The organism is Allosphingosinicella sp. (genome assembly GCF_036387615.1).
In the GTDB taxonomy this organism is placed as follows: domain Bacteria; phylum Pseudomonadota; class Alphaproteobacteria; order Sphingomonadales; family Sphingomonadaceae; genus Allosphingosinicella.
In genome coordinates this window covers 1-25,519 of the sequence record NZ_DASVTH010000041.1, presented here as the reverse complement: position 1 = coordinate 25,519, position 25,519 = coordinate 1, and the positions used below count along the sequence as shown (strand labels likewise).

At 63.4% G+C, this 25,519-nt stretch carries 24 protein-coding genes and 1 tRNA gene; 11 read left to right on the top strand and 14 right to left on the bottom strand.

Going from position 1 to position 25,519, the window contains the following annotated elements; genetic code table 11:
• The first annotated feature begins 53 nt into the window (after nt 1–53).
• On the top strand, nt 54–1,229 hold the full coding sequence (locus tag VF631_RS08655) for an N-acetyltransferase (protein ID WP_431849889.1): 1,176 nt from the start codon (nt 54–56) through the stop codon (nt 1,227–1,229).
• A gap of 54 nt (nt 1,230–1,283) precedes the next feature.
• Entirely contained in the window at nt 1,284–1,592 is a 309-nt protein-coding gene (locus VF631_RS08650; protein ID WP_431849888.1) for a hypothetical protein, read from the top strand.
• A gap of 8 nt (nt 1,593–1,600) precedes the next feature.
• Here the strand turns inward: VF631_RS08650 and VF631_RS08645 are convergent, their stop codons facing one another.
• The 5 genes from VF631_RS08645 to VF631_RS08625 all read right to left on the bottom strand — a co-directional run bounded on the left by VF631_RS08645 (nt 1,601) and on the right by VF631_RS08625 (nt 4,145).
• A complete protein-coding gene (locus tag VF631_RS08645; protein WP_431849887.1) occupies nt 1,601–1,987 on the bottom strand; it encodes a diacylglycerol kinase in 387 nt (128 codons plus the stop codon).
• 98 nt (nt 1,988–2,085) lie between these two features.
• Complete coding sequence (gene xth, locus VF631_RS08640; protein ID WP_431849886.1) at nt 2,086–2,871, bottom strand: exodeoxyribonuclease III; 786 nt, start codon at nt 2,869–2,871, stop codon at nt 2,086–2,088.
• A 9-nt stretch (nt 2,872–2,880) separates the two neighbouring features.
• The gene (locus tag VF631_RS08635) at nt 2,881–3,489 is read right to left on the bottom strand and encodes a L,D-transpeptidase family protein (protein WP_431849885.1); all 609 of its coding nucleotides are present in this window, start codon (nt 3,487–3,489) and stop codon (nt 2,881–2,883) included.
• A 129-nt stretch (nt 3,490–3,618) separates the two neighbouring features.
• Nucleotides 3,619–3,954 carry a HesB/IscA family protein gene (locus VF631_RS08630; RefSeq protein ID WP_431849884.1) on the bottom strand — a complete coding sequence of 112 codons (336 nt, stop codon included), beginning with the start codon at nt 3,952–3,954 and terminating at the stop codon, nt 3,619–3,621.
• Nucleotides 3,955–3,998: 44 nt separating this feature from the next.
• Complete coding sequence (locus VF631_RS08625) at nt 3,999–4,145, bottom strand: hypothetical protein (RefSeq protein ID WP_431849883.1); 147 nt, start codon at nt 4,143–4,145, stop codon at nt 3,999–4,001.
• 122 nt (nt 4,146–4,267) lie between these two features.
• Between VF631_RS08625 and purS the strand changes: the two genes are divergently transcribed.
• From purS to VF631_RS08605, 4 genes are all read left to right on the top strand, one after another.
• A complete protein-coding gene (gene purS / locus VF631_RS08620) occupies nt 4,268–4,498 on the top strand; it encodes a phosphoribosylformylglycinamidine synthase subunit PurS (RefSeq protein ID WP_431849882.1) in 231 nt (76 codons plus the stop codon).
• Complete coding sequence (purQ, locus tag VF631_RS08615; protein ID WP_431849881.1) at nt 4,495–5,160, top strand: phosphoribosylformylglycinamidine synthase subunit PurQ; 666 nt, start codon at nt 4,495–4,497, stop codon at nt 5,158–5,160. The genes purS and purQ overlap by 4 nt, the downstream gene beginning before the upstream one ends.
• 126 nt (nt 5,161–5,286) lie before the next feature.
• Nucleotides 5,287–5,667, top strand: a complete 381-nt coding sequence (locus VF631_RS08610) for a response regulator (RefSeq protein WP_431849880.1) — start codon at nt 5,287–5,289, stop codon at nt 5,665–5,667.
• Between the two features lie 49 nt (nt 5,668–5,716).
• A tRNA-Arg gene (locus VF631_RS08605) sits at nt 5,717–5,793 on the top strand.
• Nucleotides 5,794–6,211: 418 nt separating this feature from the next.
• Here the strand turns inward: VF631_RS08605 and VF631_RS08600 are convergent.
• Nucleotides 6,212–6,883 (bottom strand): spermidine synthase, encoded by a 672-nt coding sequence (locus tag VF631_RS08600; RefSeq protein WP_431849879.1) that lies wholly within the window; start codon nt 6,881–6,883, stop codon nt 6,212–6,214.
• A 238-nt stretch (nt 6,884–7,121) separates the two neighbouring features.
• Complete coding sequence (locus VF631_RS08595; RefSeq protein WP_431849878.1) at nt 7,122–9,407, bottom strand: hypothetical protein; 2,286 nt, start codon at nt 9,405–9,407, stop codon at nt 7,122–7,124.
• A gap of 579 nt (nt 9,408–9,986) precedes the next feature.
• Between VF631_RS08595 and VF631_RS08590 the strand changes: the two genes are divergently transcribed.
• Nucleotides 9,987–10,982 (top strand): sensor histidine kinase, encoded by a 996-nt coding sequence (locus VF631_RS08590; protein WP_431849877.1) that lies wholly within the window; start codon nt 9,987–9,989, stop codon nt 10,980–10,982.
• Complete coding sequence (locus VF631_RS08585) at nt 10,979–11,467, top strand: response regulator (protein WP_431849876.1); 489 nt, start codon at nt 10,979–10,981, stop codon at nt 11,465–11,467. Before VF631_RS08590 ends, VF631_RS08585 begins: the two co-directional genes overlap by 4 nt.
• A 145-nt stretch (nt 11,468–11,612) precedes the next feature.
• Here VF631_RS08585 and VF631_RS08580 read toward each other — a convergent pair whose 3' ends face one another.
• The 4 genes from VF631_RS08580 to rsgA form a co-directional block, all read right to left on the bottom strand.
• Nucleotides 11,613–12,614: a sensor histidine kinase gene (locus VF631_RS08580; RefSeq protein ID WP_431849875.1), complete on the bottom strand. Its 1,002-nt coding sequence runs from the start codon at nt 12,612–12,614 to the stop codon at nt 11,613–11,615.
• 108 nt (nt 12,615–12,722) lie between these two features.
• On the bottom strand, nt 12,723–13,436 hold the full coding sequence (locus VF631_RS08575; protein WP_431849874.1) for a hypothetical protein: 714 nt from the start codon (nt 13,434–13,436) through the stop codon (nt 12,723–12,725).
• An 87-nt stretch (nt 13,437–13,523) separates the two neighbouring features.
• The gene (locus VF631_RS08570) at nt 13,524–14,528 is read right to left on the bottom strand and encodes a DUF6929 family protein (RefSeq protein WP_431849873.1); all 1,005 of its coding nucleotides are present in this window, start codon (nt 14,526–14,528) and stop codon (nt 13,524–13,526) included.
• Between the two features lie 518 nt (nt 14,529–15,046).
• Complete coding sequence (gene rsgA, locus VF631_RS08565; RefSeq protein WP_431849872.1) at nt 15,047–16,123, bottom strand: ribosome small subunit-dependent GTPase A; 1,077 nt, start codon at nt 16,121–16,123, stop codon at nt 15,047–15,049.
• 12 nt (nt 16,124–16,135) lie between these two features.
• On the opposite strand from rsgA, the gene VF631_RS08560 reads away from it, so the two are divergent.
• Nucleotides 16,136–16,474: a hypothetical protein gene (locus VF631_RS08560; RefSeq protein WP_431849871.1), complete on the top strand. Its 339-nt coding sequence runs from the start codon at nt 16,136–16,138 to the stop codon at nt 16,472–16,474.
• A gap of 329 nt (nt 16,475–16,803) precedes the next feature.
• Here the strand turns inward: VF631_RS08560 and VF631_RS08555 are convergent, their stop codons facing one another.
• A complete protein-coding gene (locus VF631_RS08555) occupies nt 16,804–17,001 on the bottom strand; it encodes a hypothetical protein (RefSeq protein ID WP_431849870.1) in 198 nt (65 codons plus the stop codon).
• 762 nt (nt 17,002–17,763) lie between these two features.
• On the opposite strand from VF631_RS08555, the gene VF631_RS08550 reads away from it, so the two are divergent.
• Entirely contained in the window at nt 17,764–18,147 is a 384-nt protein-coding gene (locus VF631_RS08550) for a 2OG-Fe(II) oxygenase family protein (protein ID WP_431849869.1), read from the top strand.
• A 32-nt stretch (nt 18,148–18,179) separates the two neighbouring features.
• On the opposite strand, the gene VF631_RS08545 is transcribed toward VF631_RS08550, so the two are convergent.
• Complete coding sequence (locus VF631_RS08545) at nt 18,180–19,478, bottom strand: sensor histidine kinase (RefSeq protein WP_431849868.1); 1,299 nt, start codon at nt 19,476–19,478, stop codon at nt 18,180–18,182.
• Nucleotides 19,479–19,671: 193 nt separating this feature from the next.
• Nucleotides 19,672–22,056, bottom strand: a complete 2,385-nt coding sequence (locus tag VF631_RS08540; protein ID WP_431849867.1) for a penicillin acylase family protein — start codon at nt 22,054–22,056, stop codon at nt 19,672–19,674.
• A gap of 292 nt (nt 22,057–22,348) precedes the next feature.
• On the opposite strand from VF631_RS08540, the gene VF631_RS08535 reads away from it, so the two are divergent.
• A complete protein-coding gene (locus VF631_RS08535; RefSeq protein ID WP_431849866.1) occupies nt 22,349–25,414 on the top strand; it encodes a TonB-dependent receptor plug domain-containing protein in 3,066 nt (1,021 codons plus the stop codon).
• The last annotated feature ends 105 nt before the right edge of the window (nt 25,415–25,519 follow it).

The window sequence follows — 25,519 nt, the reverse complement described above, 5'->3', positions numbered from 1 at the left end:
AGCCGGTGCCGCCTACTCGACTTGTCCGGGATGGACCGGTTAGTGATGGCGACATGAGCGCGTCCCCTGCCCTGTCCGCTTCGCCGGTGACCATCCGCCCGGTCGAGGAGGCCGCCGATCGAAAAGCGTTCGTCGATCTCGCCTGGACGCTCAACCAAGCCGACCCGAACTGGATACCGCCGCTCAAGACCGAAGTGCATGGTCTGATCGACCCGCGTACCAACCCCTGGTTCGAGCATGCCGAGGCGCGACTGTTCCTTGCCGAGCGGGATGGACAGGTGGTCGGGCGCATTTCGGCCCAGATCGACCAAGAAGTGATTGCCATGCCGGTGGAGCAAGGGGGCGGACCTGGAACCGGCAATTGGGGAATGTTCGAGGCGGCAGACGCCCGAGTCGCGGCCGAACTGATCGCCCGGGCTGAGGATTTCCTGCGCGGGCGACGCTGCCACCGCGCGATCGGACCGTACAGCCTGTCGATCTGGGACGAGCCGGGTTTGCTGGTCAGCGGTTTCGATCATCCTCCGACGGTGATGATGGGGCACAACAAGCCGGATTATCAGGACTGGATCGAGGCTGCCGGCTATAGCGGGGTCAAGGATCTCTACACCTACGAGCTGCAGATAACGCAGCCGCTGCCGCCGCTCATCCAGCGCATCGTATCCAGCGGCGAGCGCAATGAGCGCATCCGGATCCGGCATGTCGACAAGAAAAGGTTCGAAGAGGAAGCGGCGCTGATCCTCGGTATCCTGAACGATGCCTGGTCGGACAATTGGGGCTTCGTCCCCTTGTCGGACGAAGAGATCGCCTATGCCGGCAAGAAGTTGAAGCCGATCGTTTTCGAGGACCTGATCCGAGTGGCCGAGGTGGATGGCGAGCCGGTCGCCTTCATGATCACCCTGCCGGACCTGAACGAATTCACCCGCGACCTGAACGGGCGGCTGTTCCCGTTCGGCTGGGCGAAGCTGCTGCTTCGTCTGCGCAACCCCAAAGTCCGGACGATGCGGGTGCCGCTGATGGGGGTTGTGAAGCGGCTGCAGGCGACGCGACTCGCAAGTCAGCTCGCTTTCATGATGATAGAATATATTCGCCGCGACTCTGTCGCCCGATACGGGGCCACCCGGAGCGAGATCGGCTGGATCCTGGAGGATAACCAAGGCATGCGTTCGATCGCGGAGACGATCGAGAGCAAGATCAACAAAGTCTACCGAATCTACGAGAAGGCGCTTTAGGCAACCCTTGGCGGGCTTTCTCGTTCAGGTGCGGCCAGAACAGGAGCACGCGTCATGAAAGCCGGCTTTGCCTTCCCATTCCTGCTCCTGCTCGCCGGGTGCGGCGGCGGCCAGGACGCCCCCACCAACTCGATCGAGGATGTCGAGGAAGCGACGACTGAGATGGACCCGGCGGCGGCGCAAGCGGTCGAGCAGGCGATCGACAACGGCGCAAGCCCCCAGGAGGCGCTAGCGGCCGGCGGCAATGCCCAGGCAGGTACGGTGAGCGGCCCACAAGCCCCGGCCGACAGCAGCAAGGGAGCAAAGCCGCATGCGCCAGGCGATCCCGTGCCGCCACCCAAGGTGGATGCGCAGCCGCAATAATCGGCGGCTCAGGAGAGTTGCAACCACGCAACTAGCATCAGCAACCCCACAGCCACCGTCGCGCAACTCGCGATCAGCACCGCTCCTGCTGCAGCATCCTTGGCATGCTTGATCTCCTCGGCGACCTCCGGGTGCAGCAGGTCCATCAAATATTCGAGCGACGCGTTGATCATCTCGAGCGCCAGGACCATGCCGACGCACAGAGCGGCCAATGCCGCCCAGAGCGGACCGATAGGCAAAAGCGCTCCGACCACCAAAACACCAGCGGCGAAAGCGGATTGGGTCCGAAAGCTCCGCTCGCGGCTGAAGACGATGGTTATGCCAGCAACGGCATAGCCGAGCCGGTCAAGGAAGCTGCGGTTCTTGAAAGCGGCCGCTTTCGGGGGCGGCGCCAAGGGTCGGAGTTGCATGAGCATTCAGCTAATCCAGCCACATGCATCTGAAATCGCGCCGCCCGTGGTCAATTTGTGAGAAAGCGGTGCAGGAGCTCCGGTCAGCCCTCTGTATCGGCAAGACTGACCCAGGTCGGGGCATGATCGCTGGCTTTCTCGCGGCCGCGATAATCCTTGTGGACGCCGGCATCGAGCAAGCGATCCGCAGCCTGCGGGCTCAACATGAAATGATCGATCCGGAAGCCTGCGTCGCGCTGCCAGCAGCCGGCCGTGTAGTCCCAGAAGGTATAGATCGCGCCTTCCGGGTAGCGGGCGCGGATCGCGTCGGTCCAGCCGAGATTTGAGAGCCGACGAAACGCAGCGCGGCTCTCCGGCTGCATCAGCGCGTCATGAGCCATCGCCTTTGCCGAGAATACGTCGTCAGGCTCATCCGTGGGGATCACGTTCCAATCGCCGGCGAGCACCACCGGACGCTCCTCGGCCAGCAGCTCGCGGCTATGGGCGGTCAGTCGATCAAACCAGGCGAGCTTGTAGCTGAATTTCTCCGTCCCGACCGGATTGCCGTTTGGCAGATAGATGGAGGCGATCACCACGTCGCCGAGCTCGGCCTCGATATAGCGGCTCTGAAGGTCGTCCGGATCTCCGGGCAAGCCAATGCGTCGGAGCTTCGGCGTTTCACGGGCGAGTATAGCGACGCCGTTGAAGCCCTTCTGACCATGCCAGAGCGCCTGATAGCCCGCCGCTTCGATATCCTTGTTCGGGACCAATTCGTCGGCGCACTTGATCTCCTGGAGACACAGGAGATCGGGCTTCTGCTCTTCCAGATATTCGATGAGCCGCGGCAGGCGGGCGCGAATACCGTTCAGATTGTAGGTAACGATCTTCATCCGCTGCGCTTAGCGCGCGGCCAGGGCCACGTCATGCCGGAGTTTCGGCGGATGGTCGCCGATCAGCGCCAGCGCCGCTTGCGCGCTGCGGGCGCTCTGGCGCGTAATGATGACCTTCGTTCCAAAGTCCGTCAGGCCATAAAGCCGCTTGGCGAACTTGCGAGGAAACCGGATGCAGCCGTGCGAGGCGGGGTAGCCGGGTACATGCCCTGCGTGAAGCGCAACGCCGCTCCACGTGAGCCGCTGCATGTAAGGCATCGGCGCGTTGCTGTACTTGTTGGAACGGTGATGCACCTTCTTCTGAAGGATCGGGAAGGTTCCCGCAGGGGTCGCGTATCCACGCTTACCCGTGGAGACCGGCGAGGAATCGACCAGCTTGCCATCGTCGAAAACCCAGGCTTTCTGCTGGGGCAGGCTCACCAGGATCCGCACGCCGCGATCAGCTGGCGGTGGCTCTGCAGCTGCCGTGGAAGCGGGCTCGACCTTCGGGGTGGAAACGACCGCAGGCCAGGCGAGCGCAGCGAACTCGTACGGCAGCTGAGGCTGCGATGGCCGCTCGGCCGAGGTGTGGACATCGGCAGGTGCTGCATCGGGCACGGTCGCGCTGCCGAGCAGCACCGCGCAGAGGCCCAAGGTCAGCAATCTCCCTTTCATCGCGCGTCCCCACAGAACAAGGCAGTGCGCCCGGCCTGGTTAACGCCCGATCGGCGGGGTCGATCCGGTAAAGCCGAGGACGATGCGGATTGGCTAGACGGAGAAGCTGGTTCCGCAGCCGCACCCTGAGGCGGCATTCGGATTCGTGACCTGGAATGCGGCTCCGCCAAGGGATTCGACGAAGTCGACGGCCGAGCCGCGGACCAGATCCAGGCTGATCTCGTCGACCACCAGGGTCACGCCGTCTTGGCTGGTTGAACGATCGTCGGCTTCGATGCCGTCGGCCAGACCGAACCGATACTGAAAGCCAGCGCAGCCGCCGCCCTCGACCGAGAGCCGAAGGATCGGCGCCTTGCCCTGTCGCGTTGCGATGGCGGCGACCCGGGCCGCAGCGGCGGGGGTGAGCGCGATCTCCTGGGCTTCGGTCATTCCGGAAAGGTAAGCGTCGGAGAGCTTCCGGGCAAGGCTTGGCGTCAGCGGGCGCGATAGCCGCAGATAAGGCCGAACACGAAGACCATGAACAGCCCGAGCTTGATCTTGCCGTCGGGATCGTGCCAGCCGAGCAGCTGCCCGCCGAACAGGAACACTCCCAGGAAACAGCCAAGCGCGAGCGGCACCATTGCCTTCGATCCTCCGACAGGAACAGAGGCATGCCACCAGAGTAGTAAACGGGCCGTGAAGCTTGTGCGTTTTGCAGCTACCGGCCATAGGCTCGCCAGCCTTCCACCGCAACGGGAGCCCCATGAAAGCCCGCGTCTACGTGACCTTGAAGAACGGCGTCCTCGATCCGCAGGGCAAGGCCATTCACCACGCCTTGGAGGGGCTCGGCTTCAACGGCGTCAGGGATGTCCGTGCGGGGAAGCTGATCGAACTCGATCTGGACGAAGGAGTCGCGGATGGGGACATCGAGGCGATGTGCCGGCGCCTGCTTGCCAACATGGTCATCGAGAACTTCCGGATCGAACGGGCGTGAAAAGCGCGGTCGTGGTTTTTCCCGGCTCCAATTGCGACCGGGACCTGGCAGTTGCGCTTCGCGAGGTTACGGGGCGTGAGCCGGTCATGGTCTGGCACCGCGAAGCCGATCTGCCGGAGGGCCTTGACCTGATCGGTGTCCCGGGGGGCTTTTCTTATGGCGACTATCTGCGCTCGGGCGCGATGGCGGCACAATCGCGGGTGATGCGCGAGGTCGCTCGGGCAGCGGAACGGGGCGTGTCGGTGCTCGGCATCTGCAACGGTTTTCAAATCCTGGCCGAAGCGGGGATGCTGCCCGGCGCCCTGATGCGCAATTCGACGATCAGTTTCGTCTGCCGGGACGTCTCTCTGAGCGTGGAGAACAGCCAGCTTGCTTTCACAAGTCGCTACGAGGCCGGCGAGCGGATCACGATTCCTGTCGCCCATCATGACGGCAACTACCAGGCCGATCCGGAAACGCTCGATCGCCTGGAAGGAGAAGGCCGGATCGTGTTTCGCTATTCGGGCGAAGTAAACGGCTCTGCCCGCGACATCGCAGGTATCGTCAACGAAGCCGGCAATGTGCTTGGAATGATGCCGCATCCCGAGCGCGCCGTAGAGCCGGCGCATGGACGCACCGACGGGCGCAGAATCTTCGAGGGTCTGCTCGAAAGCGTCGGCTGAAGTCGTTCATGGCCCCTCATTCGGTCGCGATCCTCCGCACAAGTGGGTGTTGCGCAATTCGCTGGACGCCGCTTTGACCGCAAACTCCAAAAAAGTTGCGCGTCGGATTCCAACAGGAGACCAGTTTTGAAGCAGGATGCGACACTTCTCGTGGTGGACGACGAGGAGATTGTGCTCAAGATGACGGAGCATTCTCTGGAAGAAGGCGGCTATACCGTGGTTCGCGCACGGAGCGGCGACGAAGCCATTGCGCTACTGGAGGCCGGCAAACATGATTTCGCGGGGCTGATCACAGACGTTAATCTGGGCGCGGAACTGGACGGCTGGCGCGTGGCGCAACGGGCGCGGGAGCTGAAACCCAATCTTCCCATCGTCTACACGACAGGGTTCGCCAGCCGCGATTGGACCGCGCGCGGCGTACCCAACAGCATCGTTGTGCAAAAGCCTTTCTCGGTCGACGAGATCGTTGCGGCAATCTGGGCCCTGCTCAACGGGGTGGAGGTGTAAGCGCCGCGAGGTTTCGCCGTTGCCCGATCCGCGTTAAGATCGCGCACGGGCGCCCGTAGCTCAGCTGGATAGAGCACGAGCCTTCTAAGCTTGGGGTCGCAGGTTCGAGTCCTGCCGGGCGCGCCAGTTTATCGCTATTCCTGCTTACCTGGCCTAGGCGACGATAACGCTGAGGTACAAACGAGTCGGGAACGCCTCGCTCCAGGCATGTTCTCGGTGGCTAGGCTTGCCGAGCGGTGGACCTGCTCCGAGGGCCTGGTCGGCAGCATAACCTGGCGAGGCGGACTGGATCATGTCCGACTCGGGTCTCTCATTCGCCTCCCGCTCGCGAGGTGGAGAGATCGAACGCCCAGGCCCGCCGATCAGCCCGCCCGACGACGTGAACTAGTGGGACGAGGTTCTGGAGGTGCAAACCCCTCCGATGGCAATATCGGGAGGGACTACGTAGCACCATTTTTCGAGCGATTTGGTTTGCACCCGGAGCCTGACAAGCTCGCTTTCTATAGGCTTCGCGACGAATTTCGGAGACGGAGCCGAGACGCTGTCAGCGGCGAATGGCTAACCAGATGAAATGCCGTGGCCCCTTTCCGTTGCTTCTCGCGCGGACGGCTGCTTGCTCAACTGCGAAGCCGGCTTGGACCAAACGGCGGGTGAAGCGGTCGTCAGGTGCCGCCGACCAGATGGCCAGTGTGCCTCCCGTCTTGAGGGCCGCCATAGCCTCCGCTAAGCCCTGAGGCGAATAGAGCCCGTCATTCGCCACCCGGGAGAGCCCATCCGGGCCGTTGTCTACGTCGAGTAGGATGGCGTCGAAGCATCCGTCTGCCTCGCGAATCAGGGTTGCGACATCGCTCTCGACAAGACTTACGCGTGGATCATCCAGACAGCCTGCCGCTAAATTGGCCATCGGTCCCCGCGCCCATTCGATGATCTCGGGCACGAGTTCCGCGACCGTAACCCGCGAGTCGGTCGGGAGCGCCGCCAGTGCCGCGCGCAGGGTGAAGCCCATGCCATATCCGCCGATAAGGAGATGGGGCGCTCCTCGCCAGGGCAGACGTTCAAGCGTCATCGTGGCGAGCGCTTCTTCCGATCCGCTCATCCGACTGTTCATGAGCTCGTTGCGGCCGAGCACGATCATAAAGTCCTCCCCGCGCCTAAACAGGCTGAGATATCCCCCGCCCGGCACAGTGGCTTTTGCAAGTAGTTCACGCGGCTTCATGCTAGTCTCCGGACCAGCTCAAGGTCGGAGAGCGGCCCCCTGCCTGGAGTGGATACCCGCGCCCCGCATCCGACCGATCTCGGCGATCGAATAGCCGCTGAAGGCGATGCCCAGAGCATTCTCGCCCGCGCCGCCATTCGCCGTGGATTGCCTTAAGAACCGTCCGGTCGAGCCTGACCTTGACCGGGCGCGGCCTTGAAGATCGCGAGCGGGGCAGCAACCCATCACCAGCGGTGCATCAGCGTCCCGCCCTTGCATCACTGCGATAGGCGCCCGCGTGCTGGAATGCGCGCTGCACCGGGGCGATCTTGGCCCGGAGCACGTCGAGCGTGACCGGCTGCTGGTCCGATGAAGCATGAACCTTGCCGTCGCTGATCCTTGCCGGCGCTTGCCACGAGACGAACATCTCCGGCCGCGCCACGCCTTGACCGCCGACCAGCAGCGAATGATGCCGGTAGAGGCCGGGGGAGAAATGGAGCAACCATCGGCTTCCTTTCTCCAGCGAGTCCGGGAAGCCGGGCAGAAGCAGCGGCTCATCCATGCCGAAGGAGAGGTTGCCGTCCGGATCCTCTCCGGAGATCAGCCGCTGCTTCAAGGTGTCTCCGACGCGCGCGCTGCCCTTCAGGGTTTCCACGACACGCCAAGTGACGGTGGAACGGTAGCCGTCCTTGGCTGGATCCTTCATGTCGATGTCGACAGGCTCGGCGACCACCACCTGTTCGGCGATGATGGCGCGATTGCCGGGCGTCGACAGCCCGTTCTGTCGGACCCACGCGTCGATCGGATCCGCGCCCGCCCGCTGCAGCGCCGCCACCAGATCGGCATCGTCGATGCCATAAGCCACCAGCCAATGGGCGATGTCGAGCGACTGGGCGCGCGTCGGCTTGTTCGCCGGCCGCATGTTAGCGTTGTTCGGGTCCGGATAGCCGAGTACCGGCGTCGCCGCGACCAGCTCGCGAAGCCGATCAAATCCCGGCCTTTGCTCGTAGCGCTGCATCAACTGCTCCATGCCGATGCCGCTATAGCCGCCGAGGAGCATGGCGTTCTGCAGTTGCAGCCGAGCGAACGCCGGGAAGGTCACCTTGCCCGCGACCGCAGCCGCGGAGAGCGCACGCGGATCGGCGACGCCGGTGACGAGCAGGTGCCCGCCAATGACTTCGCTCTGCACGCTCCCCTGAATACCTGCTGCGTCCAGTTGCGCTTCCAGAGCTGCCTTGGCGGTTTCGAGCTCGCGCCCGCTTCGCGGCACCGTCTGGCTCGTCACGTGCGGCCGCAGTTCGGCCGGAACGAGGCTCGCCAAACGCCCTTGCGGCAGGAGGAAGAGGTGCGCGCTGGCTTCCTCTTCGTTGATCCACATCCCGCCGATCAGGTCGCCATGCTCTGCCAGAAGCTGCGTGCGCAGCGCCTGCAGCAGGGGCACGCGCCTGCGCTCCTCGGCATAGCGCGTCTGCGCCGCGGCGCGGCTTAGCCGATGCTGGTTCATCAGCGCCAGGATACGACTTTCCCGCCGTTGAGCGTCGTAAGCGGCCTGCGGCTCGAAGCCGTTCACCACCCGGTACGGGCCGGGACAGCCTGGAGACTCCCCTACTTTCTCCGCCTTGTTGCGCGCCTCTTCCACTCCCGGCTGCAAGCCCCTCAGGCTCACGCGCTCGCCGACACTGATCCGCACTCCGCTCAGGCGGTCCAGGAGCGATGCCCGCGCCGGGTCGGACAGGTCGAGAGCCACCTCCGCGCCCCACAGCGCGACCCGCGAATCCGTCGCAGTGGTAAGGACGAGGCAGCCGTTGCGAAGCTCCAGCGTCGCGGAAATCGGCGGTACACCGACGAGCGTGCTTATCTGCATGTCGGTGCGGTGTTTGAGCTGCGGGAACGCCTTTACCCGCTCGTCATCAGGACGCCGCGACGGCGGTGCTGGATAGGGAAAGGGTCGAGGCTCCTTCAGCTCGACCCAGGTCGGCAGGACGAACTCGCCGCGAGTCGCTGCGGCGCGTATCGGCGCTGCCTCCTGAGCCAGCTCGAATACCACTTGCCCATGCTGCTCCATCCGGGCGGCCGAGGCCCAGCGGAACCCCCGCTCCGTGAAGATCCTGGTAAGCCGCTCCTGAGTCTCGGTCAGCTCGGCAAGCGTTGGGCCCGGTCGATCCAGCGGCTCGAACAGCGCGTCGCGCGTGTATTTTGCAAGGGTCTTCGCGGCATTGCTGGTGAAGGCAACGACGACACGATAGCGCGGCTGATGCTGGATCCACAGCCCGGCGAATGTGGCGGCCTCTTTCTCGCCAAGCGCCTGAGCAACGGCGCCGATACTGTCCTGCGGAGGCGCCGGCGGAGGTCCCGGTTCCGTCTTAGACCCGACGGCGTCGCGCAGCTGGATCGCCATCCGCCGCTCCGCCTCCTCGACCGGCACGCAATAAGCGCGCGCGTAAAGCGCATTCTCGGCGAACTGGCCCTTGTAGTTCTCGATCCCGGCAATCTCTTCCTTGGTCAGCTTGGGGCAGCTCTCGGCCAGGCTGGGCTGCGCTTGCAAGGCCGGCGCCGGTGCAGCGCTGCCCCCCAGGAGCAACAGCAAACGCAAAAGGCGCATCATCGGCCGTACCTTGTCAGCATTATACTCGCCATTACGCAACATCACCCTGGTGCGGCGTCGTTTGTTAGCCTCTCCGCCGGGCACAACCAGAGGCTTTCTGCGCGCCATAGGTCCTCCGAAACATCTTGTTTTCAGCATATGGCGTGAACCGGCGCCGAACAGAAGTGGCCGCGCCGCCGCGGCTGCCGCCAACGAGGAGGCGGGTCCCGGCTGACGCGGGGCGTGGCCCATCGCCAGATGTTCCGCCGCTATGTCGCTTTCCGCCTTAGCGGAACAGCCGGAGCTCGCCGTAAGAGGATCATCTGCTTTGCGCCTCGCAATGGTAGAAGCCGACAACGCGAGCGAACCGAGCGGAGAGACACACCGAAACGCGAGGTCGGAGAACTGCGTTTCTGTGGGCGGCTCAGGTCAGCAGCGTCGTCCTACTGCCTAGTCTTTTCAAGCCGTAGGCCGCAATCAGCGCGAGCGGGTATAAGGACTTTGCTGGCAGGACCAGTTTAACACAGCTAAGCGCCGGGCATGGCCGACACCAAGGTTGCCAAACGGGCTGATCTGAACGCGGTGCTCAAAACGGCACTGGACGCCGTTGTTGTGATGCGGACTGACGGCACCATCGCTGCATGGAATGACGTGGCGGAACGGACTTTCGGCTGGTCCTTCGATGAGGCACACGGGCGTCGAATGAGTGAGATGATCATTCCCGTTCAGCATCGGGAAGCTCACGAGCGCGGTCTCACCCACTTCCTAGCCACCGGCGAAGGGCCCGTCCTGGACAGGCATTTTGAGATCACCGCATTGAGGCGAGACGGAGAAGAAGTGCCGATCGAACTCTCCATCACGTTCACGCGCCAATTCGACGAACCCATGTTCCTCGGCTTCTTGAGGGACATCAGCGAAAGACAGGCGGCTCACCGGCGGCAAGAGTTGCTTCTCGCGGAGCTCAGCCACCGGGTGAAGAACATGCTGGCGGTGGTCGCCGGGATGGCTCACCAGACTGCGCGAGCGTCTTCTTCCCTGGAAGACTTCGGCGTCGCCTTTTCCGGAAGGCTCCAGGCTCTTGCCAGAGGTCACGATATGCTCACGATCAGCAGCTGGGAGGGCGCGGCCCTCCCGGACCTGGTAGAGGCCCTGCTCGGACCGTACGCGCTCCCCGGGGACATGCGGGCAAGCTTTGGCGGGCCGCCCGTTGCTTTGAATGCGAAACAGGTCTTGAGCCTCAGCATGGTTCTTCACGAGCTTATCACTAACGCCACTAAACATGGGGCCTTCGCCCATGCCGCGGGCAAAGTGGCGGTGAGCTGGAACTGGAGCACGGCGGAAGGGCCCGGCTTGCTTCGCCTGACCTGGAAGGAGCTTGGGATGACTGGGGTCGAACCGCCAAGTCGCAAAGGCTTTGGGCTGAAGATGATCGCCTTGAGTGCGGGCCACGAACTATCGGGCACCGCTGGCCTGGACTGGGAAAGTGATGGCCTTTGCTTCACGCTTGAGTTCCCCGCAGAAGAGCCAAAATCATGATCTCGGCTGTGCTCAGTGGGACGGCCGGGATCCCTCTGCACCTGATGACGAATGCTGAGGACCCATCGAAATCGCGATCGAGCCCGGGGCGGGTCGTGCATGCGGCGTCTCGAAGCAGGCGAGTAGCCATCGTTGAGGACGAACTTCTCGTGGCTTGGACGCTGGAGGCCCTGCTCGAGGACGCCGGCCACGAAGTGATCGGCATGTTTTCCAACGGCGAGGACGCACTTGCCGGTCTCGCAGATCAGGAACTGGACGTCGTCTGCATGGACATCAATTTGGGCAAGGGAATTGACGGCATTGAAACAGCGAGCCAGCTCAGAGCAAAGCAGGCGCCCAAAATCATCTTCATCACAGCTTATGCTGACCCAACCACAGCAAAGCGCGCTCTAGAGGCGGCGCCAGGCGCGATAATGCTCGGCAAACCAGTCTCGGCAGCGACTTTGCAGGACGCAATCGAACGGAGTGGCTTTTCGACGCACTGAGTTCCCGCCCGTACTCTCTGGCCGTGAAGACAGCCAAATCTGAGCTGAGACAAATCGAAGGTAGCCCGTCCGCCCAGGTGGCATGAAGACGGGCAATTCTGCGCTACGTTTCGAGGGGCGGCTTTGTGCTCAGCTGGGGCCGTCTTTATAAGGCTAGCCTTTCCCGGTCGAGCCGAAGCGTGGCAATCAGTCCATCGACGGACCAGTCATACTCTATGGCTCCACCGAGCTGCTTCGATACGCTCCGGTGTACAAGTTTGCTGCCAAAGCCATTTGGCGCAGGTGGCGCCTCGACCGGAGGTCCGCCACGCTCCATCCAGATCAGGGCGAGCTCAGTGTCCGTTGTTTCCGTGGTCACATCCAACGTCCCGGTACCCGACGACAACGCACCGTATTTGAGGGAATTGGTAGCAAGTTCATGAATGACGAGAGCCAGACTGGTTGCCGTGGCCTCCCCAACCCCCATCCGTTCGACGGCGACTCTGATCCGGCCGCTGAAGGCCCCGAGATCATCATAAGGGGCGAGCAGTACCGAAAGGAGATCACCCAATAGTGCGGCCGTGCCCTGTCCGCCCGGCAACGGGCGGACGAGGTCATGAGCTCTGCCCAACGCGCTCAGCCTTTGCGTCAACTCGCGCGCCATGTCGGCCGTGGTCGAGGTTGACCTCGAGGTGATGTGAGTAAGCCCAGTCGCGATTGCCAACAGGTTCTTGACTCGGTGGCTCATCTCACCGGCGAGCAGTTCGTGGCCTTCCTCCGCTTGCTTGCGGCCGGTCACGTCCAAGAAAATCCCGAACATGCTCCTTCCGACGATGCCGACGTCTTCGCCACGGCCTCGAGAAGCAATCCAGCGTGCCTCGCTTCCAAGCATGATGCGGAAGTCGGTTTCATAACCCCCCGCTATTCCTCGCGTTGCCGAGAAGGCCGCGCGCACGCGGTCTCGATCTGCCGGATGAATATGCGCAGACAGCTCTTCGAAGGTGACCCGATCTCTCCATGGCAGCCCCCACAGTTCGAAGCCGCGCTCGTCCATGGTGAAGCTGTCGTCATCGACGTCCCACGTCCAAAGCGCGATTCCGGCCGCCTCGACGGCACGACGAAGATCCTGGGAGGGCCAGCGATGAGGCTGGGACGTAGCGGAAGTCACTCTCGTTGCTCTCCCGAGTAGGCTGCAAAAAAGTCGGATCGAGCCTTCATGGGGTCATTGCGCGCCGATGACAAAGATATCCAAGCTTGGCCCGGTGGACCTGCGACCTCAAGCCCTACGCCCGATGTAGATTATGTTGAACCCGGGTTCATCGCGATACGGATTGTAGAATTCGACCCGTTCAGCCCGGACATCCGTAAGCGCGGCACGCATCGTGGCCAGGAACTCCTGGCTGATCTCGTCCGATGACCAGAGCGCGAAGACGCCACCCGGCCTAAGCTTGCGGATCATCGATGCGATCGCGGATGTCTGGTAAAAGGCGGCACTCGCCTCGTGGATCAGATGTGTCGTCGAGTGATCGATATCGACGAGGATCGCATCCTGGAGTTGTCCCGCCTCATCGCCGAAACCTTCATCCGCTTGTGACAGCGCAAAGAAGTCGCCCTCCTTGAGCGTACAGCGAGGATCGCTCGTCAAAGCTTGGCCGAGCGGCAGCAAGTGCTCACGATGCCAACCAATCACCTCGGGGATCAACTCGATCACCGAAAGATGGGCGACCCTGGGGTCGTCCAAGGCAGCCTTGGCTGTGTAACCCAAGCCCAAGCCCCCAACGACGATCCTGAGCCGGTCACCGGCGACCATGCTCAGGGCAAGTGTCGCAAGTGCTATTTCCCCTTCAACGAACTGGCTCGACATCAAATAGCCCTCGTCGAGCTTGATCTCCCAGATGTCCTTGCTGTCGCGGGTCAGCCGGCGCCTCCGCAAACTCAGCACGCCGATCCGCGTGTCACGGTGATCGATCTCTTCGAACATCGCTGTCATCGGATCTGACCCGTCGGCGTTTGTGTGGGATCACCGAGCCTTAACACTCTGGCCCACCTGCCTTTGCCTCGGCGACTTCGAAGGCAGCTATCCTGTTGCAACTTGCGCGCCGCGGCTGCTGAAGAAGGTTTCGCTTAGCAGAGCTTCATAGATCTTCGATGGCACCGCCTCGTCGTCATCATCGATGACGAAATGGATCTTGCGCCCGTCCCGTATGTCCCTCGTGAGGCCCTCTATCTTGCCTTCGAAGGGGCTGCCGTCCAGGTCTATGAGTTCGGCCCACCGCGCAGCCCCATCAGCCTCGATCACGCCCAGAACCGACCCAGCAATGCGGTCGCTGTCCGCGTCCTCGGCGGACGCGGAGTAGAGGACGCGACCTTCGCCCAGGTGCTCGGCGTCTGAGAACGTGAGCCGCACATCCTCCAGCCGTCCCAAATCATAGGTGCGGATGTTCCGAAGCAACGGCGGCGGGACTTTCTGCGGATCTGCCAAGTGCCGGCCCAGGGCAGCCCAGGAGACTTCGGCAGTCGCGTCTACCGGTAGCAAGCCATCCCGTGGTTGCGCATTTCCACGCTGGAAGAGCACGATCCGGTCATCGTCGAGCGTTAGGGCACCCTCGATATTGAGCCCCGCACCGCAGAAGGCGGCGTTCGCCCTCATCGAATCATAGAAAGGCGCGGCTTCAAGGAATGACGCTTGCAGATCACCGGCTAAGGCATTCTCCGGCACCTCGTCACCTTTGCGGTCGGTAGATGGTCCTGAATCGCTGACCCGGAGGATCCATTCGCATCCCCTGCGCGATCCGGACGAGAATCCGATCAACTCGTGCCCTCCTTCGAAGGGTACCGTGATGCAGGCTTCGAGGTCATACTTTTCTTGCTTGTTTCCCCGCTGCTCGCTGAACACCCGGGCTCCGTGGGGGCTTGGGGGGAGCGGGACTGCCACCACCCGCTGGTCGCCATCGATCAACGCCAGCCAGTTGGCGTCATCCTGGATGACGGCGAGATACTCCCTGAAAGCGCTCATTCCTGAAGCAGCTCGCACATGAGCAGGCCGATCCTCTTGGATCGAAGCTCCCTCCTCGTAGATCATGGCCCGGCTCCCAGTGACCCGCGCCTTGAGTTTCGGGTCGGCATTTGCTCGGAATTGTGGGGTCATCATGCTCCTGTGCTCGAAGGAAGAGCGCGGTGCGATCGATGTTCCACAAACCTTTGATTCGCTGTCTCGTCCCGAAGATGGAAAAGGGGGCGGCCGCTAGTCATGGGAGTTCCGATCCGACCCACACAGGTTCGTGCGCGAGATCTCAAAAGTCCGGCAAATAGTTGAGACTTCAAGAATCAGGTTCAGTGCCGGGCTCTCCTTGCCCGGATGCCTTCTTGTCTGCCTTCGCCTGCGCCTTCTTAGCGGCATCGGCTGCCTTGCTTCTTTCGCGCTCGCGGCGCTCGAAGTCGTAATTTGGTTTGCGTGCCGTGACGGTTGCTCCGAAAGGTTGGTTTGGACATGATGGTCCGAGCCCGTGAATGTCCGATGGAAACACCTAAACCGATTTTCCACCTGCCGCTAGGCTCTGCCCGGCCAGGCGCTGCCTGAACGCGCCGCATCAGCCACCCTTATTTCTTTTTGGCGACCTTTTTGGGGCGGGCACGGCGGCTCTCCGCCACCGACGTGTTCAGCCCATCCTCGAAGGCTAGCTTGCGCCACCGGTCTAGGCGCGCAGGTTCAAGCGTTCCTTGTGCAACGGCGCCTTTGATTGCGCAGCCCGGCTCGTCAGCATGGGTGCAGTTGGTAAACCGGCACTGAAGAGTGATCGCGACAATGTCCTCGAACACCTCTGCAACGCCAGCGGTGACTTCCGACATCTGCAGTTCCCGCATGCCGGGAGTATCCACCAGCCAGCCGCCTCCTTCTGGGCCGAATCCAAGGCGGTGCATTTCTCGAACGGTGGTGGTGTGAAGGCCTTTGCCGTCATCTTCGCGGACAGCCTGCGTTGCGATGCTATCGGACCCCCTCATCGTATTGACGAGAGTCGACTTGCCAACACCCGATGATCCAACCAGCGCGACGGTGTCGCCGACGCCGCAGTAGGCAGCCAGGCGAGCCACGCTCTCAGGCTCGCGCCCATTGATCAGTTCGACCTGCAGCCCTGGCTGAAGTGCGCGCGCCGTCTCGAGAAAGCTCCTGGGGTCCGTCGTTAGGTCGGCTTTAGTGAGCACGAGAACAGGACGCACCCCAACCTCACGTGCAACGACGAGGTAGCGCTCGATGCGGGCGACGTTGAAATCCCGGTTGCACGATGTGACGACGAAAAGTGTATCGACATTTGCGGCAATGAGCTGGAGCCTGCGGTCGTCACCAGGGGCCGGCCGCTTGAACAAGCTCGTCCGGTCCAGAATACGCACAAGGTTCCGGCTCTCCCGGTCCACCAGTAACCAGTCCCCCACGGTGGGTCGGTCTTCAGCCCCCTTGGACACAGGTAGGCTGGACGACAGTGATTCCTCGAGCCCTTCACCCTGGACGGTCACCATCCCGCGATGGACGGACATCACGCGCACAGGTCGGTACCTGCCGTCCTCCTCGGCAGATAATTGATTGCTGAAAAACGGCTTCCAGCCGAGCTGGAGAAGGGTCGAACTGGGTGATTTCATGTTGACGCCACGGCTATAGGTGGTCTCCGCACGTTTAGGCATTCAGATCGACGCATGGCCCGAAAACATCCAAGACATGGTCCGTACGAAGGCTCGCATCAGCAGGATGACGCGCCGGAGGCGGTGATCCTCTGCTGGCTCTGTGGCCGGCCTACTGGCAAGACCACAATATGGCATCATCCCGTGCCAAAAAGCCGGGGCGGGAGTGATGTTGTTCCCATGCACTCCATTTGCCAGCAGACGCTGATCGCTAATTTCAGCAATTCCGAGCTGCAACGCCATGGAATGGATGTGGATGGCCTACTGGCCAACCCCAACGTGCGCAAATTCGTCGATTGGGTGGCGAAAAAGGAGCCCGATTTCACCGCCGCCACGGCGAAGAAGCAACGCTGATGAGACAGCGCATTGGCTCGGGCGCCGGAAAGGTTCTGACTGATATCGCAGCGACCTGATCTAGCGCCCCTGATCGCCGGCTGAGCCGCTCTTCTTTCGCTTGTGATCAGCGAGCAAGACATCGATCTCGGCTATCCGTAGCCGTTCTGGCGTGTCCCGCGCGAGGCCCTTCAGCCGACACGCGGCCCACAGACTTTTTCGCTCGGATTCAAGCGCCTTCATGTACAGGTCAGCCATTCGTTTTCCCTAGCTCGTCCGTCCTACACGGGATAGCCGATGTTGGAGCGCATTGCTCGCGTATGGCGGCCCGACGGACCTCCCTGCGAGCTCTAGACGGCACCCTTCTTCACCTGCGCCTTTGCGTTCTCATTCACGAGCGCTCGTTCAGCCGTATCGGCTGCGCCCCGGGCCATTGCCTCCCAGGACGTTGCCGATCTCTCGTGCATCTCGCGACGATTGGCGAGGCTGGTGTCGGCCGCTGCGGCACGATGAGCAGCGGCCTGAGCTAAAAAGTCTTCTTCGGTCATAGCGGTCCCGAAGCACGCATGTCGCAAATTGAAAAGCCCCAGCCGTTTCCGGCCGGGGCTTGGTGGTGATCAGCGGGGGGGGGGGCTGACCACCGGGGGGGGGTGCGGGTATACCCTTGATCCTCAAGGAAAGTTCCAAAGAAAGAGCGCCCCGGAAGCTGAGTTCGGAGGCGCTCCGCCGAGAGGCAACCTGATTAGGGCGCCTCTCAGCCCCCAGCAGCGACATACCGAGATTCACCCACTCGAAAAGGGCGCCCCTATGAAGGCACGGCTCCGACGTGAGCCAGTCCCACGTCCAGACTGTTGCTAACCAATGGCAGCTATCGGGATCGGCGGCGGGCGCCGGAATTGGGGGTATAGCCTGCCTGGCAGCCGCTTCGGGATGCCCCGTGGGTCTCGCCGGAGCCGTTCGCCCGCGCTACGAAGCGGTGTGGACTTTCGACTGCACCCCGACATCGATCCTGCGCAGGCTCGCAGGAAGTACGAGGCCGACGGTTTCGTTCAGTTGCAGCCGTTCCTCCATTCCGAGTCAGCCCTCGCGCTACGAGACCACCTGCTGGGCCGGGAAGACTGGACGCTCGCCCTTCGAACGGCGGCAAAGGCCGAGTTGAGCTTCGACCAAAATGCGCAAGCCAAGCTCGGCGCGCAAAGATCGCGGGGTTCAGCAAATCGGCCGAGCCCTTCGACACGGAAGGGTTTCGATACGCCTACGACCGGATCAAAGCCGTCGTTCACCAGGACCAGATTGCCGAGCGCGACACCGTGCTGGGAGCATTCTCCGCGTTCATGTCCAGCGCGCCGGTCATCAGCTTATTCCGGGCACTCACCGGGAGTTCGGAGATCGACTTCGCCGACGTGCAGGCGACCCGCTACCGCGCCGGGCACTTTCTTACCGAGCATCACGACAAGCGCGAAGGGAGCCGCCGAATCGCGGCTTATGTGCTCGGGCTTACCGAGACCTGGCGGCCGGAATGGGGTGGTCTCCTCCTGTTCCACAAGAACGGCGACGTATCGCGCGGCCTTATCCCCCGCATGAACAGCCTCAGCCTGTTCGCTGTCCCGCAGGACCACAGCGTCAGCCTGGTTGCGCCGTTCTGCCCGCAGCCGCGCCTGTCGATCACCGGCTGGTTCCGGCCGGGCGAATGAAGCGGCGCCGGCTGTTCATGCCGCCAGCAGGTTCACTCCGTCACTTCGGGAATGCAAGCTTCCAGGGTGCATACGAGCCCGGCCGGTTCGAACGACATGCGGACGGTGCCGCGAAGCTCGGACGCCAGTCCGCTCTCAAGTAGCCGGGTCCCGAAACCGCGATTCGTAGGCGGCTTTACTTGCGGACCCCCACGTTCGCGCCACTCGATCCGGAGTACATCCCGATCGACATTCCAACGGACCGAAACCCTGCCCTTTGCTGTCGAGAGGCTCCCATATTTGAGAGCGTTCGTGGCGAGTTCGTGTATGGCCATCGTCAGCGAAACTGCGGTCTTCGGGGGAAGCAGCACCCGAGGGCCGGCGATCTCCACTCGATCGTTGCTCACGCTGACCGGGCGCACGGCATGTTCCACGATTTCGTCCAGCGACGCCGCCTCCCACCGCTGCTCCGTCAGCACATCGTGAGCGCTGGACAATGCAGCAAGCCGTCCCTCGAAGGCACTGCGCGCCTGCGCCACGTCGGCATCCTGCTTGAACGTTTGCTGCGCCAGCGCCTGGATGATGGCGAGGGTGTTCTTCACTCGGTGGTTGAGTTCATGGATGAGGAGTCGTTGATGCTCCTCCTGGCGCTTGCGCTCGGACACGTCGGTGAACGTGCAGACGGCGAGTTCGGTCGAACCATCGGAGCCCATCACGGGCGTGGCGGCCACGGACAGGAAGGTCAGCGTTCCGTCACCGCGCCGATAGCTGATCTCTTCCGCGCAGACGGTTTCTCCCCGCAGGGCCCGCGCGGTCGGGTAATCCTCAGGGTTGTACGGGGCGCCTTCCGCGTGGATCGCCCCATAGGATCCATATTCCTCGATCCTCGCTCCCAGCACCGGATGCCCCATCAGATCTTCGGCAGCGCGATTGTAGGTGACGATTTCTCCGTCCGAGACCTTCGCGATAATGACGCCGATCGGCATCTGCTCGACGACAGCGCGAAAGCGCTCCTCGCTTTCCTTCAGGGTCTTGGCCGTCTGCCGCTCCCGCTCTCGGGCGGCAACCAGGCCTCCCGTGGCGATCGCCATGAAGCCGCTGATGCCGAAATAGGTCAGGAGACTGATGATCTCGCGGCTTCTTTGTATGCGAAACGAGCGCAGCGGTTCCAGGAACAGATACCATCCCGCGATTCCGCATAGCAGAGCGGTCAGCAGCCCGGGCCTGGTGCCCCACATGAACGCGACCAGGATGGCCGCCGGGAAGAAGGTGATGAACTGGATACCGGTGACATAGTCATCGATCGCCAGGCGAAGCCCGACCGCGGCGCCGGCAACGAGGACCGCGCCCACATATCCTGAAGCTCGGGAACGCTTCACTTCACCCTACCATTGTCCCTCGCCGACGACGCCTGCCGATAGTCGGCTGATATGTGCCGGAACATCGGGACGGAAGTGAAATACGCGCTGCGTGTGCGCTATCGGAAACAGGCTGGCCAGCCTCGCGCGGAGGTCAGAAGCTTTGGGGGCTGAGAACGGCTGCAGGTCATGACAGGCTTCGCGCCGGCCGCAGAGTGGTGCGACGGATAACGGCCGCGTCGACGGCGCGGCGGCTGAACAGCAGCGGCTGCATCTCGCCGCGGGCCCAAGGGCGGTAATGGTCGCGATAGTGCGGCGAGCGCGGATCGTTGGACTGGCCGGGAAGATTGAGCATCAGCGAATTGTCCCACGCTCCGACGTCGATCACCTGAAGGTAGCTGGCGCCGCTCGTCGTCTGCCAACTCGCCCCCTCGCGGAGACCGCGCGCCATGACGGTGTAGGCGTCGCCCCCCGATCCTTCGCCCTCGATCGCCGGAAAGGCCGCGGCGATGGCGGGAATACGTGACAGCGGATGCGCGATGCGCACCTGATGCAGCGTGCCCCAGCGCCAGGCGGCGGGCTCGGGACCGAGCCGCTCGCGCGCGCCGTTCCAGGCGGCGACCAGGGCAGCATCGAAGATGGCGTCGCGGGTCCGGGCCGGGTCGGCGCCCAGCCGCCTGTCAGGGCGGGCGAGCAGCTCAAGCAGCACCGACGGCGCGATGTCGGTGACGAGCGGGCGCGCCCGTTCCGGCACGATCGCGGCGAGCATGCGGTCGCCGAGCTCACGCCACAGCAGCTCGAACAGGGCGGCGGGCGCGCTGCCGGCCTCGATCCGCGCATCCCATCCACGCAGCATCGCGATCGCCGGCTGTGCGCCCTGCGAACCGCGCATGGGGAGTAACGCAATCAGCTGCCGCGCCGGCGTCGACAGGGTATCGTGTTGAAGCGCGACGCTGTCGGCCAGGCTGTGCTTGCGCTGCGCCGACAGCACGTCGACGATCCGGTTGTAACGATATGGCTCGCGAAACGAGAAAGCGGGTATCCGCTCTCGCGGCCAGCCTGCCGGAAGATTGTTCTGATTGGCGGAGGCGAACCAGCCCTTGGCGGGATTATACTCGCTCGGCAGCGCGCGAAAGTCGCGCATCCCGGTCCAGTCGTAGCGGCCATCGCCGGGCACAGGCAGCAGCCCCTCGCCCCGGCGCCGAACCGGAATGAAGCCGATCACCTGCCAGCCATGATTGCCCTCCACGTCGGCATAATGGAAGTTGGTCGGCGATGGGTGGAAGCGGAAGGCGTCGCGCAGGCTTGCCCAATCCCGCGCCAAATTGATCGCGATCATCGCGAAGGCGCCGCTGGCGCCGGGCTGCAACTCTACTGCGGCAAGGGCGGTGGCGCGTCGCTTTGCCGGATCGTGGGAGATCACCGGCCCCTGAACGGCGTAGCGCAAGGTGGCGATCGTCGGCGCCTTCCCTTTCACCGGTATCGAGACGTCGATCTTCTCGAAACGCCGCCAACCGCCGGCGTGTCGATAACGCTCGGGATCCTCCGGATGCAGCTCCAGGATGAAGAGGTCCTCCTGGTCGATATGGAAGTTCGTTCGGCCGAACGCGAAGCGGTCCGTATGCCCCTGCATGATCCCCGGCAGTCCCGGCGCGCCGCCGCCGATCACGTCGAGGCCGGGCGCGCTGAGATGCGCGACGTGACGCGGGCCGAAACCGCCGATGCCGAGATGCGGATCGTTGGCGAGGATCGGCCGGCCGGTTGCGGTTCGATTCGGCGCGATCGTCCATGCGTTGCTGCCGGCATTTGCGCGCGCGTTCATGCGTGCGACCGGATCGCGCGGGGCAAGCAGTTCGAGCGGCATGCCGCCAAGCGCCAGCACGCCCAGATCGGCCTCCGACACGCTTTTAGGGTCCAGTCCCTCGGGCACTCGCATCGTCCATGCCGGGCGAAGCGGCGCCATGACCTGGTCGAGTTCGAGCAGCCCGATGGCCGCTAACTGGGCGCGGCGGACCTCGTCCTCGACGGTCCCGCCGATTACGGAGCCACGCGAGCGAACCAGGTCCCGCAGGTCCCACCTGAGGGGTGCGACGCGCAGAATGCCGTATTCCAGGGGCAACAGCGCAGGTTCGGCGAGCACCTCGTCGATGCGCGCATTGATCCCGGCCACATAAGCGCGCGCGCAGGCCAGGATGTTCTCGGGCACGACTGCCAACTCCGCGTCCAGATCGCCGCGAAAATGGAGCAGCCGCGCCCGCGCGTCGTGGCTGGCGAAATCGGCTCCGAAGGCTTCCGCCATCCGGCCCATTTCGCGCCGGTACGAGAAGTCGATCTGGAACAGCCGATCGCGGGCGACAACGTACCCCTGACCGAAGAAGGCATCCGGGATCGAGGCGGCGCGGATGTGGGGAACGCCATAGGGGTCGTCGACGATCTCCACGGGAGCGGACAGGCCAGCGGCGGATACCTGGAGCGTAGGCGATAGCGCCGTGTGCCCTGCTTGGCGGCAGCCCGTGGTCGGGAGCGCCAGGGTGGCGGCCGAGCCTAGCAGGAACGATCGGCGGCTGAGCATCGGCATATTCCCCTGGGGTGCGGCGACAAGCTACCTTTGCGCCGAAGGATGCGCTCCATTGAACCGCTCGACCGGCCATAGATACAGGCTATGGCCACGCCATAATCTGCGTCTATGACCTAGCAAAGCAATGGTACCGCAGGAGCCATTGACGGTCATCGGCGCGGCCCGGCACGTTCCGCTGAGACCATGCGAAAAAAACCGGCGCGAAAGATGCCGGGCATGCAATAACAAGCGAGAGGGCGGCGGGCATCCAAGCAAGCAGGAGGCCGGGCCACGTAAGGGGACCAACATGAACAATCGATCGACGCTTGGACGCGGCAAGAGCGCGTTCCTGGCCTTCTCCAGCCTGGCTGCGCTTGGAATGGCCAGCGGCGCTTTGGCGCAAACGGTGCCGGCCGATGCAGATGAGCCAGCCGAGACGGTCGCCGCGGACGCAGGCCAGGCGCCCGCCGAGGATGCCGATCAGAGCATCGTGGTCACCGGCACGCGCATCGTTCGCGACGGCTACCAGGCCCCGACCCCGCTCACCGTGCTGACGCGCGAGGACATCGAGAATACGTCGCCCAGCAACAACGTTGCCGATTTCGTCAATCAATTGCCCGCGCTCGCCGGATCGACCCGGCCGTCCAACTCGCGGCTCAACCTAAGCAGCGGCCAAGCGGGCATCAACGCGCTCAACCTGCGCAACCTGGGCGAGGTCCGCACGCTGGTCCTGCTCGACGGGCGGCGTTCGGTCGCCTCGACGATCACCGGGCTGGTCGACGTCAACACGATCCCGCAATTGCTCATTGACCGCGTCGAGGTGGTCACGGGCGGCGCTTCGGCAAGCTACGGCTCGGACGCCGTCGGCGGCGTCGTCAACTTCATCCTCAACAAGAAATTCACGGGCCTGACGGTTCAGGCCGACAGCGGCATCACCACTTATGGCGATGCGTTCAATTACTCGGCCGGCGTGGCTGCAGGCCTGTCCTTTGCGGATGGCCGCGGACACTTCATCGTCAGCGGCGAGATCGCGCACCGCGACGGCATCTTCCAGGTGGACCGCGAGTGGAACCAGCGAGGGATCGTCCGGATCACGAACCCGGCCTATAATGCGACGACGAACAACACCGTCCCGCAATTCCTGGTCCGGAGCGAGGTCGGGCCGACCAACTCCACCCCAGGCAGCATCATTCTGAATTCCGCCGGCGGCACCGCGAACCGCCTGCGCGGCATTTACTTCGGCCAGGGCGGGTCGGTGAACCAGTTCCAGTACGGCGCGCTGACCTTTCCATCCCCCACCGGCGCCTCCCCGCCGACGCTCACGCAGGGCGGCGATTGGCGGATCAACGATTCCGGGCGCCGCATCGGCCTTGACCCGGAAGATGATCGTCATGGCGTCTTCGGACGGCTCAGCTTCGAAGTCACTGACGACGTCGAGCTGTTCGCCGAGGCCTCGTACAATTGGCAGGAGGTGTTCTTCAATTCTGGCCCAAATCTCGCGTCGACCACGACCACGCCGAACCGCAACAATGTCGGTACCGGTGCTGCGGGGGCCAGCACGCTCGCGCCCGATAACGCTTACCTCCTGCTGGCGCTCGGGCCGCAACAGCTTGCCGGGATCACCGCCGTCACGATCGGCACCACCGCGGCCGACCTTCCATTCCGTGTCGCGAACAACGTGCGCAAGGTGCAGCGCTATGTTCTCGGCGCCCAAGGCGAGTTCGACCTGTTCCGTGGTCCGGCGCGATGGGACGTATTCGGACAATATGGACGTGCCGATCTGCACGAGCAGCTGCGCAACATCATGCATACACAGCGGACCGCGCAAGCGGTTGACGCCGTGTTCTCGGTGCCGGGCAATACCTCCAGCCCGATCGTCTGTCGCATCAATGCCGACGCAAACCCCAGCAACAATGATCCCAATTGCGTGCCGCTCAATCGGCTGGGGATTGGCGTCGCGAATCCGGCGGCGATCGACTACATTCTCGGCGATCCCTTTCGCGACCAGGTTATCGAGCAGTTCGTTACGGGCGCGAACCTGTCGTTCACGCCGTTCGCAACTTGGGCTGGCGACGTGAGCGTCGCGGTCGGCGGCGAATATCGCGAGGAGAAGATCAGGGGCTTCGTTCCCGCCGAGTTTCAGCCGGTGATCACACCCAATCCGACCGGAGGTATCACGACCCTGAACGCCTGGTCGGTCGGCAATTACCTGCCGAGCAAGGGCCGATACGACGTAAAGGAAGCTTATCTCGAGACGGTCGTGCCGCTGGGCTTCGGGCTTGAATTCAACGGTGCAGTACGCGCCACGGAATATTCGACGTCCGGCTATGTCACCACCTGGCGGGCCGGCGCCACGTGGCAGCCGATCGACGACATCCGGTTCCGGGTCACTCGCTCGCGGGACGTTCGTGCTCCGAACCTCAACGAGCTGTTCCAGGCGGGTTCGTCGAACACCGACGCGGTACGCAACCCGTTCTTCGTTCAAGGCCAGCAGAACCCGGGGCCGGGTTCCCTCGTTTATGGCTCGAGCATTTCCTTTTCGGCAACCGCTACGGGAAATCCGAACCTTCGCCCGGAAAAGGCCGACTCATTCAACGTCGGCGCCGTCGTCTCGCCGCGTTTCCTGCCCGGCTTCAGTGCCTCGGTCGATTATTTCCGCATCGAGATGGAGGACGTCATCGACTTCCTCACCGCGCAGGACATCGTCGATCGGTGCTTCGAGGGCATCCAGGAATATTGCGACGCCATCACCCCTGATCCGAACAGTTCGGCGCGTATCCTTTTGCGCAATCAGCCGTTCAACTTCGCCAGCCGGCTCGTGCGCGGGGTAGACTTCGACGCGTCCTACCGCCGGCCGCTGGAAACCTTCTTTGCCGGCGCCGATGGCAGCATCGCGCTGCGCGGCGTGGCCACACGCTACATCGACAACATCATCGACACCGGTATCGCGAACGTCGTGCCGCTCAATACGGTCGGCGTGAATGGCGGCCAGTCCAGCACGCCCAAGTGGATCTATCGCTTCAGCGCAACCTACGACGCGCCAAGCTTCTCGATCACCGGAGTGGCACGCGGCGTGAGCGCGGGCAGATATCGGGCCGACCAGATCGAATGTCAGACCGGCTGCCCGGTTTCGACAACGCAGCGCCCGACGACTGACGACAACACCGTGTCCGGTGCGTTCTACGTCGATCTGAACCTGACCTCGAAGTTCAACGCGCTCGGTCGCGGCGACGGGGAGTTCTTCGTCAACGTCACCAATGTGTTCGACGCGGACCCGATCATTCTTCCCGAAACCGGCCTCGCGGCGAACAGCACCTACAGCGATCTGCTCGGGCGGGCTTTCCGGGTCGGCATTCGGCTGCGGACGCGGTAAGCCACCAGCGGAAACGCCGCACGAACCTAGGCCTGCCATTTGACTGAAGCCGTGCCGATTGCTGCGTCCACCCCCGTGGTGCCACGCGGCTTCGGGCGGCAGGCG